This is a genomic window from Janthinobacterium sp. SUN137 (assembly GCF_030587265.1).
GTDB classification, from domain to species: Bacteria; Pseudomonadota; Gammaproteobacteria; order Burkholderiales; family Burkholderiaceae_D; genus Janthinobacterium; species Janthinobacterium kumbetense.
In genome coordinates, this window is sequence record NZ_JAPWHZ010000002.1 from 244807 (window position 1) to 259644 (window position 14838).

A 14838-nucleotide genomic window follows, 5' to 3' on the forward strand; every position below is an offset into this window, starting at 1 on the left:
GGGTCGCAGCTTGCACGCGGGGGTCAATAGCCGCCAAGGATCTGGTATTCCAAACCTTGATTTCCTGCGCTGCGTATCTGGATCCGGATTTTCCGGAAGGTGACTTCCGCGGGAAAACTGGTGATCTCAAACGACAAGTCTTGCGAAAACGACGGCCGTGCCAGGTCGCCTGCATATTCTCTGTAGGCAATGCGCAAGGTGTGATTGCTGTAGCCCTGGTATAGCAACTGCGAATTGATGGACCTGTCGATAGGCGCGGTTTCCACTCCCGGGCCGAATTTGATGCCGGGGTTGACATCTTCGTGCCACCACATCAGATCGCTGGCGACCATCACCTGGTCCAGCAGGCCATCATTGTTGCGGTCGGCAAAACAGGCATTCCTGGTCATCCCGGGCAGCAGCATGTTGAAGACCTGGCGTTCGGTGCAGTAAGCGGGCTTGCCTTCAATATCGGCGCGGTACAGGAAGTCGCCCTCGATGACGGCAACGCGGCCGCCGCCGATGGACACGGCGCGTCCATCGTAGATCTGATAGCCCGTTTTGCTTGTGTATTGGAATGTGGACAATAGCGCTTCACCAGCAGTGACCTTTGAAACGATGTTCAGTTGCGGATCATGGCCGATGCGCTCCATCGTGCGGGTCGTCTCGCGGACTTCCATGGTGGCACATCCGCTGAGTAGCAGCGCAGCGATGGCGACGCGGTATAACTTTTTCATTGATTTCCTTGTTTGTCTTGGGCGCGCTCATGCACAAGCCGGCGCGATTAAGGGGAAGGGTAGCTAAATATTGCCAAATGATAAGTTCAGTTGCCTATGAAAGAAAGGGAAAATGCGCTTTTTTCCATTGTGACGGCCGATGGCGGACCTCGATCAGCTGGATGGGCGGCGGATGGTGTAGCATTCGTGCCGGCGCGGACCATCGCGCCGCAATATTGAGGACAACCATGAATATCACTATCAATCAGGTGCTGCAGTCGTATATCGACCCGCTCACCGCCAGCGAGTACGCGGCGCTCGAGCGCAGCCTGCTGGCCGAAGGCTGCCGCGATGCGCTGGTGCTGTGGAACGACGTGCTGATCGACGGGCATAACCGCTACGCCATCTGCCGCCAGCACGGCATCGAATTCAAGACCATCCAGAACACCAGCTTTACCTCGCTCGACGACGTCATGCTGTGGATGATCGACAATCACCTGGCGCGCCGCAGTGTATCGGACTTCCAGCGCGGCGTGCTGGCCCTGCGCAAGAAGGAAATCGTCGCCGCGCGCAGCCCGGCACCCGTCAGCGCCCAGGATGCGCCGGAAGGCGAAAACGCGCCGAAGGCACCCATGAGCACGCGCGAAGAGGTGGCCAAGGCGGCGAGATTGAGCAGCAACCAGATCAGCCAGATCGAGAAGATCCAGAAGGCGGCGTCGCCGGAACTGGTGGAAGCCGTCCGTTCGGGCACGATCTCGATCAATGCGGCGGCCACCGTGGCATCCCTGCCGCCGGAAGAACAGGTGGCGGCCGTCGCCGGCGGTAAAAAACTGCTGCGCCAGGCGGCCAAGGAAATCCGCGAACAGCGCGCCGCCACGCGCACGCCGCGCGAGCCGAAGGTGCATGTATCGCAGGACACGCCGGAAACGGGCAACGAGCCGTGGGCGGAGAACGCGGCCCAGGCGCCGTCCGAAACGGAACGCCTGCGCGGCGAGATCGCCAGCCTGAAACAGAAGGTGGCGCAGCTGCAGGCGGAAAATGTGGAGTTGAACCAGCGCATCGCGGCCCTGATTGACGCATCCTGATCTGGAGTTTTGGCATGTTACATAGCAGTGCCCTGTTTGCCTCAGTTGCTGTCGCCAGTATTCCCGTGCTGGCCGCACCCGCTGTTTCTGTCAAGGACATGGCCCGCTGGCAGGCGCAGGCGGCCAATGTCAGCATCGCGCGCGACACCTGGGGCGTGCCCCATGTGACGGGCAAGACGGATGCGGACGCCGTGTTTGGCCTGATGTATGCGCAGGCCGAGGACGATTTCCCCCGCGTGGAACTCAATTACATCAACGCCATGGGGCGCCTGGCGGAAGTGGAGGGCGAACGGGAGCTGTACCGCGACCTGCGCATGAAGCTCTTCATCGACCCGCTTGAGCTGCAGGCGCAGTACCGCGCCAGCCCGGCGTGGCTGCGCAAGTTGATGGACGCCTTTGCCGATGGCCTGAACTTTTACCTGGCCACGCATCCGCGCGTCAAACCGCGGCTGATCGCGCATTTCGAGCCGTGGATGGCCTTGAGTTTCAGCGAGGGCAGCATCGGCGGCGATATCGAATCGATCAACCTGGCGCAGCTCGAAGCGTTTTACGGCCAGCAGGCCAGTCCTGCCGCCGTGGCGCTGGCCAGCATCGAGACCGGGTTGGATCCCGAGCCCAGCGGCTCGAACGGTTTCGCCATCGCGCCCGCCATCACGAAAAATGGCCATGCGCTGCTGATGATCAACCCGCACACCTCGTTCTACTTCCGTCCCGAAGTGCAGGTCACCAGCGGCGAAGGCTTGAACGCGTATGGCGCCGTCACCTGGGGCCAGTTCTTCGTCTACCAGGGTTTTAACGAGCGCCTGGGCTGGATGCACACCTCGGGCGGCGGCGACGTCATCGACGAATACCTGGAAAGCATCGTCGACAAGGACGGCGCCTGGTTCTACCGCTATGACGGCGGCTTGCGGCCCTTGAAAACCGTGCCCATCACCTTGCCCTACAAACTGGCCGATGGCGGCATGGCATCGAAGACCATCACCGTCCACTACAGCCACCACGGCCCCATCGTGCGCGCGCACGATGGTAAATGGGTGGCCGTGCGCCTGATGCATGAACCGTTGAAGGCTTTGATGCAGTCGTACACGCGCACCAAGGCGCGCGATTATGCTGCGTTTTATCAAACGATGGAATTGCGCACGAATTCGTCGAACAACACGGTGTATGCGGATGCGGATGGCAATATCGCCTACTTTCACGGCAATTTCATCCCCGTGCGCGACCCGCGTTTCAACTGGAAGCAGCCTGTCGACGGCAGCGACCCGGCCACGGAATGGAAAGGGCTGCATACTGTGGCGCAAACCATCACCCTGTTCAATCCGAAGAATGGCTGGATACAGAACACGAACAACTGGCCGTATTCGGCGGCTGGCGCCCACAGCCCGCGCCAGAGCGACTATCCCGCCTACATGTCCGTGTACGGCGAAAACGCGCGCGGCCTGCATGCCGTCAAGGTTTTCCAGAACCAGAAGGATTTCACGCTCGACAAGCTGATCGCCGCCTCGTACGACAGCGAACTGACGGCCTTCGAAGCGTTGTTGCCGCCCCTGTTCGCGGCATACGATGCGCTGCCGGCGGGCGACGCGCTCAAGCTGGCGCTGGCCGACAAGGTGGCCTTGCTGCGGGCCTGGGACTGGCGCTATGCGCTGGACTCCACCGCCACCTCGCTGGCCGTGTTCTGGGGCCAGGAGCTGGCCGAGCTGGCGGGAAAACAGGCGCGCGAGCAGGGCGTGCCCGTCGTCGATTTCCTGGCGACGGACAAGGTCACGGCGGCGCAGCGGCTGGCGGCATTGGCCAGCGCCGCCGATAAACTGCAGCGCGATTTCGGCAACTGGCAAACGCCGTGGGGGGAGATCAACCGCTTCCAGCGCCTGACGGGCGACATCGTGCAGCCGTTTGACGATGCGCAAGCCAGCCTGCCCGTGCCTTACGCGTCGGGCAACTGGGGCGCGCTGGCCGCGTATGGACAGAGCAGCAAGAGCACCACGCGCAGGATTTACGGCGAGCGCGGCAACAGCTTTGTGGCGGCCGTGGAATTCGGCCCCCGCATCAAGGCGAAAAGCATCCTCGCCGGTGGCCAGAGCGGCGACCCGAAGTCGCCGCACTTCCGGGACCAGGCGGCCATGTATGCGCGCGGCGAATTCAAGGACGTGCTGTTTTATCCCGAGGACGTGGCGAAGCACCTGGAGCGCAGATACCACCCCGGAAAATAGCCGCCGGGTGTATCAAATCGCGTCGAGCGCCGTGCGCAGGTCATGGCGCAAATCCTCGATATCCTCGATCCCCACCGACAGCCGGATCAAGCCATCGCCGATGCCCAGCCTGGCCCGCTGCTCGGCCGGGATGCTGGCATGCGTCATCAGGGCAGGGTGCTCGATCAGGCTTTCCACGCCGCCCAGGCTTTCGGCCAGGGCGAACACCTCGCAGCGTTCGAGGAAGCGCCGCGCGCCCGCCAAATCCGTATCGAGGTCGATCGAGATGATGCCGCCGAAGCCATCCATCTGGCGCTGCGCCAGCGCATGTTGCGGGTGCGAGGCCAGGCCCGGATAAAACACCTTGCGCACTTCCTTTTGCTGTTCCAGCCACTGCGCCAGGGCCAGGGCGCTTTCGCAATGGCGCTGCATGCGGATGGCCAGGGTCTTCACGCCGCGCAGGGCCAAAAAGCTGTCGAACGGCCCGGCAATCGCACCCACGGAGTTTTGCAAAAAGCCCAGTTGCTCGCGCCATTCCGCCTGGCGTTCTTCCGCGCCGACGATGGCGATGCCGCCGATGATGTCCGAGTGGCCGTTCAAATACTTGGTGGTCGAGTGCACGACGATGTCGAAGCCGTGTTCGAGCGGGCGTTGCACCAGCGGGCTGGCAAACGTGTTGTCCGCCACGGCGATGATGCCCCGTTCGCGGCAGATGTCGGCAATGGCGCGCAAATCCGCCAGTTTCAGCATCGGGTTGGTGGGCGTTTCCACCCATACCATCTTCGTTTCCGGGCGCAGCGCGGCCAGCAGGTTTTCCGGATTCATCAGGTCGACATACGTGAATTCATGACCGGCCGAGCGGCGGCGCACGCGCTCGAACAAGCGGTAGGTGCCGCCGTACATGTCGTCGCCGGCGACGATATGGCTGCCCGCATCCAGCAATTCCAGCACGGACGAGATGGCGGCCAGGCCCGAGGCGAAGGCGAAAGCTGCGCTGCCGCTTTCCAGGTCGGCCACGCAGCGCTCCAGCGCCCAGCGCGTGGGATTGTGCGAGCGGCCGTAGTCCAGGCCTTTATGTACGCCGGGGCTGTCCTGCACGAAGGTGGAGGTGGCGTAAATGGGCGGCATGATGGCGCCCGTCGACGGGTCGGGCGACTGGCCGGCGTGGATGACGCGGGTGGCGAGGCGGCTCTTGCGGGGCGTTTGTTGGCTCAAGATAGTGTCCTGCGTAAGTGGTTGAGAAGGTCGAAGCGGGTGATCAGGCCATAGAAGGCGCTGTCGTCGGCGACGACGGCCGTCAAGCCCCGGTCCAGGGTGGCGCGCAGGGCGGGCAAGCCGCTTGACGGCGCCAGGGTTTCGATCTGCGTCGTCATGGTGGCGCCCACCAGGCCCGCGAAATGCGCGGCGTCGCCGGAAACGTGCAGCAGCAAGTCCGATTCGTCGAGGATGCCGACCAATTGGCCGCCGTCGATGACGGGCAGCTGCGCCAGGTCGCTGGCGCGCATGCGGTTGAAGGCCGTGAGCAGGGTGTCGCCCGGCGCCACGCTGACCACGTCGCCTTCGTCGTAGCGGCGTCCGATCAGGTCGCGCAAGTCGCCGGACAATGCCCGCTGCAACAGGCCCTGGTCGCGCATCCAGCCGTCGTTGTAGACCTTCGACAGATAGCGCGTCCCCGTGTCGCACACGAAGGTGACGACGCGTTTGGGCGTGGTCTGTTCGCGGCAGTACTTGAGCGCGGCGGCCAGCAGGGTGCCCGTTGACGAGCCCCCTAAAATGCCTTCGGCGAGCAGCAGGGCGCGCGCGGAATCAAAGCTTTCCTGGTCGCTGATGGTGTAGGCCTTGGTGACGCTGTCCATGTCGGCAATCGAGGGAATGAAATCTTCGCCGATGCCTTCGACGGCCCACGAGCCGCTCGTGTCCGATACCTTTCCCGTGTCGATGTATTCGGTGAGGATGGAGCCTTGCGGGTCGGCCAGCACGAATTCCAGCTTCGGCTGGGCCTTGCGGAAGTAGCGCGTCAGGCCCGTCAGGGTGCCGGAGGAGCCGACGCCGACGACGATGGCGTCCACGTCATGGCCGCTTTGCTCCCAGATTTCGGGCGCCGTCGTCGTTTCGTGGGCCAGCGGATTGGCGGGATTGTTGAACTGGTCGGCGAAGAAGGCGCCCGGCAGTTCGCGCGCCAGGCGCGCCGCGTAATCCTGGTAGTACTCGGGATGGCCCTTGCCCACGTCCGAGCGCGTGGTGTGCACCTCGGCGCCCAGGGCTTTCAGGTGCAGTACTTTTTCCGTCGACATCTTGTCGGGCACGACGAGAATCACGCGGTAGCCCTTGATGCGGCCCACCAGCGCCAGGCCGATGCCGGTATTGCCGGCCGTCGCCTCGACGATGGTGCCGCCCGGCTGCAAGCGGCCGTCGGCTTCGGCCGCTTCGATGATGGACAGGCCGATGCGGTCCTTGATGGAACCGCCGGGATTCTGCGATTCCAGTTTCAGGAACAGCTGGCACAGGCCCGTGTCGAGCCTGGTCACTTCGACCAGTGGGGTATTGCCGATCAGCTTGTATAGCGCCGGCGGCTGGGATGGGGATGGCATTCGATCATTCATGGTGGCTCCTGTCAGAGAAACAGCCGCTCCGGATTGTGTCCCGAGCCGCCTTCCGTGTCGCGCAGTGTAGGCGGGTGCACGGGTGCGGCGAACGAATGTTTGCATGCTTGCATATGCGGCTTTCGCATATCAGCAGCAGCGCGGCTACAGCGTGCGCGCTTCGAGTATGCGCCGTTTTTAGCCCGCTTGCCGCGCCAACGGCACGACTATTAAGCTGCCGCAAGCCCGCCATTGCGATTTATAATCACGCCTCGAAAAGGAACTAAACAGTATCCTGAAAACCAGACGAACAGGGCAGGCGGCAGTGGCAAAACTTTATTTCCGGTATTCCGCGATGAACGCGGGCAAGTCGACGGCCTTGTTGCAGGTCGCGCACAACTATGAAGAGCAGGGCCAGCAGGTGCGCCTGTACACGGCCGCCATCGACAGCCGCTACGGCGTGGGAAGGGTCACTTCGCGCCTGGGCCCGCAGCGCCAGGTCGACATCTTCCATGCCGACACGAATTTCCTCGATGCAATTCCCCAGGTCGCTTGCCTGCTGGTTGACGAAGCGCAATTTCTCAGCACGGCACAAGTGCAACAATTGCACCAGCTGGCGCAAGTGAAGGGCGTGCCCGTCATCTGCTACGGCTTGCGCACGGATTTCAAGGGCGAACCGTTCCCCGGCTCGGCTTATCTGCTGGCGCTGGCCGACGATATCGAGGAATTGAAGAATATCTGTACTTGCGGCAAGAAGGCCACGATGAACATCCGCGTGGATGAGCAGGGCCGCCGCATCAAGGAAGGCGAGCAGATCAGTATTGGCGGCAACGAAAGTTACCGCCAGGCGTGCGGACGCTGTTTCTATGCCTGATTTACAACGCCTAGCAAAACCGTAGCGAGCGGAAGGAAGTTGTGGTTGAGAAGCGCAACTGTACGAAGGTACAGTGAGCATCGCAGACCGCAAATTACGACGCGCAGTAGGTTTTGACAGGTGTTCTTATTCGGCGACGGGCGCGCCCACATCGGCATCATCCGCCAGCGCCAGGTCGCCTCGCTCGAAGGCGGCGAGGATGTCATTCGCGCGCGCCACGTCGTGTTCGCGCACCATCACGCGGGCGCCGCCGATGGCGGCCGCCAGCAGCATGTCGGCCTGCATGTGCTGGTCATCCGTCAGCAGCACGTCGATGCCGGCGGCGGCCAGGCAGCCGCGGATGACGTGCGCATCCGTGGGTATCATCAGCCGGGCAATTAAAACGTAGTCATCGTGCATGGTGCCTCCTGGCAAGGTGGATTCGACCCCATCTTAGCACCAGGCTAGCCCTTACAGCTTGAACACGCCCACCACCTGGTTCAGTTCCTGCGCCTGTTCCTGCAGGGCGTCCGCCGCCGCGGCCGCTTCTTCCACCAGGGCCGCGTTCTGCTGGGTCACCTGGTCCATCTGGGCGATGGCCTGGTTGACTTGCTCGATGCCGCTGCGCTGCTCTTCGCTCGCCTGGGCGATTTCGGCCATGATGGTGCTCACTTGCTGCACGCTGGCCACCACCGTGTCCATGGTGGCGCTGGCCTGGCTCACTTGCGCGTGGCCCAGGTCCACCGTGCTGGCGGACGCCTGGATCAAATCCTTGATATCTTTCGCCGCTGCCGTCGAGCGCTGCGCCAGGGTGCGCACTTCCGTGGCGACGACGGCAAAGCCCCGTCCCTGTTCACCGGCGCGCGCCGCTTCCACGGCCGCGTTCAAGGCCAGGATATTCGTCTGGAAGGCGATGCCGTCGATGACGCCGATGATGTCGGCGATCTTGCCCGAGGAACTGCGGATGGCGTCCATGGTGCTGGCCACCTGCGCCACGGCCGCGCCGCCTTCCGCTGCCAGGCTGGACGAGTCGTGCGCCAGCCGGCTTGCCTGTTGTGCGTGATCAACGTTCTGGCGCACGGTGGAGCTCAGTTCTTCCATCGAGGCGGCCGTCTCTTCCAGCGAGCTGGCTTGCTGTTCCGTGCGGCTCGACAAATCCAGGTTGCCGCTGGCGATCTCACCGGACGCCGTAGCGATCTGCCCGGCGCTGCCGCGTACATTGCTGACCACTTGCGACAGGTTGTCGCTGATGCGGTTCATGGCCAGCAGCAGGCGGCCGATTTCGTCCAGGCTGCTGGTATCGAGGTGCACCGTCAGGTCGCCGGCGGCGATTTGCGCGGCGGCCGTTTCGGCGGCGGCCAGCGGGCGCGACACGAGGGTGCGCACCAGCCAGTACAGCAGCAGGGCGAAGACGAGCAGGGCGATGAAGCCGGAAATGGCCAGCTGGTTGCGCATCTGGCGCGCTTCCAGGGTGATCTCATCCGTGAACGTGCCGCCCGCGATGATCCATTGCCAATCCTTGAATTGACGGTAAAACAGCTGCTTTTCGCGCGCGCTGGCACTCGTCTCGCCCGGCGCCGTCCACGTGTAGCGCATGGCGCCATCCTTTTGCGCCAGCATTTCCTGGATGAACAATCGGCCGTCGCTGGCCTTGAACTCGAGCGCGCTCTTGCCTTCGCTGTTCGGGTGCAGCACCAGGTGGCCGTAATTGGCGCCGGGCGCCGTGTCGACGATATAGATGTAACCCGTCTGGCCGATCTTGACCTGGCGAATCTTCTCTTTCAGCATGGCCAGATTCTTGCTGATATCGAGGCCGATGAACAGCACGCCCACCACCTTGCCGCCCGCATCGCGCACGGGGTCATATTGCGTGATGTATTGCTTGCCAAACAGTGTTGCCATGCCAACGAAGCGCTGGCCTGCGCGCAGCGGCGCATAGCTGGGGTGGTTGTGGTCGAGCTGGGTGCCGACGGCCCGTTCGCCATCCTGTTTTTTCAGCGAAGTGCTGATGCGCACGAATTCATCGCCGTTGGCAGCAAAAATGGTGGCGATCACGCCCGTCTGGGCCGTGTAGCGGTCGACCAGGGACGTATCGAGGTTGAGCACCCTGTTGCCGTTGGCCAGGGCCGGCGTGGCCTTGCCGGCCACGGCCACCATGGCGCCCGTGTCGACCGAGAACGGGCCGGGAAATTCGGCCGCGAACAGGCGGGCAAAGCTGGCCGCCTCGTTGACCATGGCGGTATGAAATACTTCCGTGGTCGTCATGACGCTATTGAGTTCGCTGGTGACGGCCGCTTCGGCGCGCTGTTCCAGGGCATTGGAGGTGCGGATACTGATCAGGGTCGTCAGGCTGGCGAGGATCAGGCTGACCAGCGCAAACGTGAAGACGGTGATCTTGCCGCCGACACTCCAGTGGCGGGGGGAGAAGGAAATTGTAGGCATAGTGTGAGTCTGGCAAAGGGTAATCAGCTCGGCCATTCCTGGTCATGACATGACACGCGGGGAGGGGATCTGGTGGGGAATGCGCTTGAAACGGAGGCGCGCCGGCTGTCGGGCCGCGCACAGGCAAGCTGAATTTCAGGGCGCGATGATAGCATGTTGCTTGTCTTTTGTTACTAAGTGTTTCCCGCAGGAATCATTTCTTTTGCGTAAAAACATCATCTGCATCAAGGATTGCAAAGACTGACTATTGACTTTTTTGATTTCAATAATGAATGTTTCTGTTCGTCACTGGCGGATGATGCGATTTTTGTCACGAATGTTTCACTTTGTAATGAATGACACGCTGCCTTTAATCCGCGTTTAAGCTTCCAGGAAGAAACTGATATTCCATGGGAGCCTGCCAGGCCGTATCCTGTAGAATAATATGCAGACCAGTCGTGTATTCCCCTTACTGTCTTGCTGGCTGGCGCATGCCTATCTGCGCCGCCTGGAATTGATTCAACTAATTTTCGGAGAAGCCGATGAAGAAGCAAATGATGCTGGTCACCCTGGTGCTTGCCCTGTCAGCCCACGCTGGCGCAGCCCAGACGGACAAGAGCGCCGCTCCTCCGCTACCCATGAAGCCGCTGGCCCAGCAAACGCAGGCCGCCTTGTGGGCATCGCGCGTATTGACACGCGTCCATTACAAGGCCATGCCGCTCGACGACGCCATGTCGGAGAAAATCTTCGATCGCTACTTCAAGTCCCTGGACGCGGAAAAACTGTTTTTCGTGCAAGCCGACGTCGACCGTTTCGCGCCGCTGCGCACCAAGCTCGATGACGCCATCATCAATGAAGACTTGACGGCGCCGTTTGCCATCTACAACCTGTACCAGCAGCGTTTCGACGAGCGCATGGCGTATGCGCGTGAATTGCTGAAAACCAAGTTCGACTTCACGGCCGACGAGAGCTACCAGCTCGACCGCGAAAAGGCTGCCTGGCCGAAGAACGACGAGGAAGTGCGCGACCTGTGGCGCAAGCGCGTCAAGAACGACTGGCTGCGCCTGAAACTGGCGGGCAAGGAAGACAAGGCCATCCGCGAGACCCTGGACAAGCGCTATGAAAGCTACACGACCCGTTCGCGCAAGCTCAACAGCGAAGACGTGTTCCAGATTTTCATGAATTCGTATGCCATGTCGATCGAGCCGCATACCAATTACCTGGGCCCGCGCGCGTCGGACAACTTTGACATCGCCATGCGGCTGTCGCTCGAAGGCATCGGCGCCGTGCTGCAGACGCGCGACGAATACACGGTGGTGCGCGAAGTCGTGCCGGGCAGCCCGGCCGGCCTGTCGGGCAAGCTGAAAGTGGGCGACCGCATCGTCGGCGTGGGGCAGGGCGAAAGCGGCCCCATCACCGAAGTGCTGGGCATGCGCATCGACGACGTGGTGCAGCTGATCCGCGGCGCCAAGGATTCCGTGGTGCGCCTCGACATCCTGCCGGCCGACGCCGGCCCGGACGCCAAGCACGTGGTCTTGCCTCTGGTGCGCAAGAAAATCAGCATGGAAGAGCAGGCGGCGAAGAAATCGATCATCGAAGTGCGCGACAATGGCGTCAAGCGCCGCATCGGCGTCATTTCCCTGCCGACGTTCTACCAGGACTTCGAAGCGCGCCGCCGCGGCGACAAGGACTTCAAGAGCGCCACGCGCGACGTCAGCCGCTTGCTGGCCGAGTTGAAGAAAGACAAGGTCGACAACGTCCTGATCGACTTGCGCAACAACGGCGGCGGTTCGCTGAACGAAGCCGTCGAACTGACGGGCCTGTTCATCGACAAGGGCCCTGTCGTGATGCAGCGCAATGCCGAAGGCAAGGTCGAAGTGGAAAGCGATACGAATGCCGGCCTGGCCTGGGATGGCCCGATGGGCGTGCTGATCAACCGCGGTTCGGCTTCCGCTTCCGAGATTTTCGCCGCCGCCGTGCAGGACTACGGCCGTGGCGTCATCATCGGCGAAGGCAGCTTCGGCAAGGGCACGGTGCAGACCTTGTTCAACCTTGACCGTTTCGGCGGCAGCGAGAAAGCCCGTTTCGGCGAGCTGAAAATGACCATCGCCCAGTTCTTCCGCATCAATGGCGGCACCACGCAGTTGCGCGGCGTCACGCCAGACATCAAGCTGCCAGCCATGTCGGACGCGGAAAACTTCGGCGAGTCGAGCTATGACAATGCCCTGCCATGGGTCGCGATCAAGCCGGCGCCTTACATACCGACGGGCGACCTGAAGGAGATCGTGCCGCTGCTGGACAAGAAACATGATGCGCGCGTGGCCAAGGACAAGGATTTCCAGTACTTGCTCGATGACATAGCTCTCGTCGTCAAGCAGCGCAAGGAAAACCAGATTTCGCTCAATGAAACCGTGCGCCGCAAGGAGCGCGATGCCCAGGAAGCGCGCGCCAAGGCCCGTGAAAAACGCCTGATCGCGCAGATTTCGAACCCTGCCGACGACCTGGTGGTGATTCCGGATCCGAAGGACGTGCTGAAGGGCGCGAAAGCGGCCAACAAGACGGCCAAGCAGATCGCCGCCGTGAAGGGCGCCTTGCGCACGGACGACGGCTTGCAGGGTGACGAACGGGCGCTGAGTGCCGAACTGGACGCTGAAACGGCCGCGAAGAGCGCCAAGGACGTGCTGCTGAACGAAGCAGCGCGCATCCTGGCCGACGAAGTGGCGCTGATCAAGGCCGATAGCCGCATGGCGTCGAAGGTCTTGCCATATGGCGCGGACAGCAAGGCGACGCCGGTGACGGCAGCGAAATAAGGCTTGTGGTCGCGTAAGAAGCCGGTTCCTTGCGGAGCCGGCTTTTTTTGTGCCATCAGTTATCTGCCTGGTGTATTTCTATCATTCCAACAATCAATTGGATTGATATGCCGCGACGCAGCATAATGCACCTGTCTCCTCTATTCTCCTCCAAGAAAATAGATTCAGCCCGCTCCCGCAGCGGGCTTTTTTTTGCCTTGCTTTTTGCGTGGCGCCCGCCGCGTTTCCTCAAGTCTGCCCTCCGCATGCCGCTGCAAGCGTTCAATCCCGACTGAAATTGTCGGGAATCGCTCAGATTTGCTCCGTTATACATTTTCCATTCTTGTTATATTCCCACAAAGAAATTTTCTTTGGCTTTCTGTAATGGCAGCGCGGTCTAGCGCGGCAACAAAGCGCGTTATCCGCCACGCAGTGCGCCGTCCCATGGCTGCCTGCGCCTGATGCATAGCGCCCGACGCCGGCACCGCATGCTTTTTCCTTTATTCATTCCGTCATGCCGCCAGCGGCGACCGAGAGGCTTATCTTGCGTTGTAAACTTCTTCCCCTGACCCTGCTGCCCTTGCTGGCGCTGATACAGACCGCCTGGGCCGTCGATCCTCCCGGTGCCGGCAGCCAGCTGCAGCAGATTCCCGTGGCGCCCTCGCTGCCGAAAGCGCCGCCGGCCATCCGCGTGCAGCAGGGCAATGTGCCCGCCACCACGGTGGGCGACACGACGCGCATCGCCGTGCAGCGCCTGCAGGTCGCGGCGCCGCCAGTCTTCACCGAGAGTGAACTGGTGGCCGCCTCGGGATTTACTCCGGGCAGCGAGCTGACCCTGGGCGAGTTGCGCGCCATGGCGTCCAACATCGCCAGCTATTACCAGAACCGCGGCTATTTCCTCGCGCAAGCCTATTTGCCCGCGCAAGATATCCAGGATGGCGTCGTCACGATCAGCGTGTTGCCAGGCCAGTATGGCCAGGTGCAACTGCGCAACCAGAGCAATCTGTCCGACGGCCTGGCCGGCACCGTGCTGGCGGGCCTGGACGGGCAGGTGATCGCCACGGCGCCGCTGGAACGCCGCTTGCTGCTGCTGTCGGATTTGCCGGGCGTGCAGGTCAGCTCGACCTTGGCGCCGGGCGCCTCGCTGGGGGCGTCCGACCTGATCGTCGACGTGCAGCCGGGCTCGCGCTTCAACGGCAGCATCGACCTGGACAACCAGGGCAACCGTTACACGGGCCGCAACCGCATCGGCGCCACCCTGAACATCAATGAACTGGCCGGCATCGGCGACGTGGCCACCGTGCGCGCGTTCACCTCGGCCGACGGCCTGAACTATGGCCGCCTCGCCTACCAGGGGCAGGCGGGCTTGCTGCGCCTGGGCGGCGCCTACACCTATATGGACTACAAGCTGGGCAAGGAATTTGCCGTGCTCGACGCCAAGGGCACGGCGAAGATCGCCAGCGCCTACGGCAGTTATCCGCTGATCCGCTCGCGCAGCAACAATCTGTATGCACAGGTCAGCTATGACGACAAGACTTTCCAGGACCGCACGGAGTCGACGGGCAGCGTCAACGACAAGAAGGCCAAGGTGTGGATGCTGAATCTGAATGGCGACAGCAAGGATGGCTGGGGCGGTGGCGGCGCCAGCACGTATTCGCTGACCTTCACCACGGGCAAGATCGATATCGAGACGCCGGCAACCCTGGCGCTCGACCGCGCGACGGTGAACAGCAATGGCCACTTCAACAAGCTGGCCTTCAACGCGGCGCGCGTGCAAAGCCTGGGCGGCGAGACGAGCTTGTTCGGCACCGTCAGCGGCCAGGCGGCGTCGAAAAACCTCGATGTGTCCGAAAAGATGGGCATCGGCGGCGTGGGCGGCGTGCGCGCCTATCCGGGCGGCGAAGCGTATGGCGACCAGGGCTATGTGCTGAATGTGGAGCTGCGCCAGAACGTGACGGCGTTCACGGCCTTTCCCGGCCAGCTGCAAGTGCTGGCGTTTGCCGACACGGGCACCGTCAAGCTGAACCGCGATGCCTGGAGCGCCGGCGACAACCGCCGCACCCTGAGCGGCGCGGGCGTGGGCGTGACGTGGACGGGCGCCAACGCGCTCGTGCTGAAGGCGTATTACGCGCACAAGCTGGGCAATGCCAAGGCGACCTCGGCACCGGATGCGGCAGGACGCTTCTGGCTGCAAGCCGTCAAGTATTTCTAAATTACTACA

At 62.4% G+C, this 14838-nt stretch carries 10 protein-coding genes; 5 read left to right on the forward strand and 5 right to left on the reverse strand.

What is annotated here, in order from left to right:
* Positions 1 to 23: 23 nt before the first annotated feature.
* Positions 24 to 716: a hypothetical protein gene (locus O3298_RS09170; protein ID WP_251348258.1), complete on the reverse strand. Its 693-nt coding sequence runs from the start codon at positions 714 to 716 to the stop codon at positions 24 to 26.
* Between the two features lie 227 nt (positions 717 to 943).
* Between O3298_RS09170 and O3298_RS09175 the strand changes: the two genes are divergently transcribed.
* Together O3298_RS09175 and O3298_RS09180 are read left to right on the forward strand one after the other, a co-directional pair.
* Complete coding sequence (locus O3298_RS09175) at positions 944 to 1780, forward strand: hypothetical protein (RefSeq protein WP_251348259.1); 837 nt, start codon at positions 944 to 946, stop codon at positions 1778 to 1780.
* A gap of 14 nt (positions 1781 to 1794) precedes the next feature.
* Positions 1795 to 3993, forward strand: coding sequence for an acylase (locus O3298_RS09180; protein ID WP_305059081.1), 2199 nt, complete (start codon positions 1795 to 1797; stop codon positions 3991 to 3993).
* A gap of 12 nt (positions 3994 to 4005) precedes the next feature.
* Here the strand turns inward: O3298_RS09180 and O3298_RS09185 are convergent, their stop codons facing one another.
* Complete coding sequence (locus O3298_RS09185; protein ID WP_305059082.1) at positions 4006 to 5187, reverse strand: PLP-dependent aspartate aminotransferase family protein; 1182 nt, start codon at positions 5185 to 5187, stop codon at positions 4006 to 4008.
* A complete protein-coding gene (locus O3298_RS09190; protein ID WP_369811520.1) occupies positions 5184 to 6575 on the reverse strand; it encodes a pyridoxal-phosphate dependent enzyme in 1392 nt (463 codons plus the stop codon). The genes O3298_RS09185 and O3298_RS09190 overlap by 4 nt, the downstream gene beginning before the upstream one ends.
* A gap of 304 nt (positions 6576 to 6879) precedes the next feature.
* Between O3298_RS09190 and O3298_RS09195 the strand changes: the two genes are divergently transcribed.
* Positions 6880 to 7428, forward strand: coding sequence for a thymidine kinase (locus tag O3298_RS09195; RefSeq protein WP_099667472.1), 549 nt, complete (start codon positions 6880 to 6882; stop codon positions 7426 to 7428).
* Positions 7429 to 7554: 126 nt separating this feature from the next.
* Here O3298_RS09195 and O3298_RS09200 read toward each other — a convergent pair whose 3' ends face one another.
* Both O3298_RS09200 and O3298_RS09205 read right to left on the reverse strand, forming a co-directional pair.
* Positions 7555 to 7827, reverse strand: coding sequence for a putative signal transducing protein (locus O3298_RS09200; protein ID WP_099667473.1), 273 nt, complete (start codon positions 7825 to 7827; stop codon positions 7555 to 7557).
* A 51-nt stretch (positions 7828 to 7878) separates the two neighbouring features.
* Entirely contained in the window at positions 7879 to 9849 is a 1971-nt protein-coding gene (locus tag O3298_RS09205; protein WP_251348263.1) for a methyl-accepting chemotaxis protein, read from the reverse strand.
* Between the two features lie 521 nt (positions 9850 to 10370).
* On the opposite strand from O3298_RS09205, the gene O3298_RS09210 reads away from it, so the two are divergent.
* Together O3298_RS09210 and O3298_RS09215 are read left to right on the forward strand one after the other, a co-directional pair.
* The gene (locus O3298_RS09210) at positions 10371 to 12638 is read left to right on the forward strand and encodes a carboxy terminal-processing peptidase (protein WP_099667474.1); all 2268 of its coding nucleotides are present in this window, start codon (positions 10371 to 10373) and stop codon (positions 12636 to 12638) included.
* 523 nt (positions 12639 to 13161) lie between these two features.
* Positions 13162 to 14829, forward strand: a complete 1668-nt coding sequence (locus O3298_RS09215; RefSeq protein WP_305059083.1) for a ShlB/FhaC/HecB family hemolysin secretion/activation protein — start codon at positions 13162 to 13164, stop codon at positions 14827 to 14829.
* Positions 14830 to 14838 lie beyond the last annotated feature (9 nt).

Excerpts from the sequence above, each read along its gene's own strand:
- O3298_RS09180 (WP_305059081.1), top strand. The coding sequence starts at position 1,795 with ATGTTACATAGCAGTGCCCTGTTTGCCTCAGTTGCTGTCGCCAGTATT.
- O3298_RS09200 (WP_099667473.1), bottom strand. The coding sequence starts at position 7,827 with ATGCACGATGACTACGTTTTAATTGCCCGGCTGATGATACCCACGGAT.
- O3298_RS09205 (WP_251348263.1), bottom strand. The coding sequence starts at position 9,849 with ATGCCTACAATTTCCTTCTCCCCCCGCCACTGGAGTGTCGGCGGCAAG.
- O3298_RS09170 (WP_251348258.1), bottom strand. The coding sequence starts at position 716 with ATGAAAAAGTTATACCGCGTCGCCATCGCTGCGCTGCTACTCAGCGGA.
- O3298_RS09175 (WP_251348259.1), top strand. The coding sequence starts at position 944 with ATGAATATCACTATCAATCAGGTGCTGCAGTCGTATATCGACCCGCTC.
- O3298_RS09190 (WP_369811520.1), bottom strand. The coding sequence starts at position 6,575 with ATGAATGATCGAATGCCATCCCCATCCCAGCCGCCGGCGCTATACAAG.
- O3298_RS09210 (WP_099667474.1), top strand. The coding sequence starts at position 10,371 with ATGAAGAAGCAAATGATGCTGGTCACCCTGGTGCTTGCCCTGTCAGCC.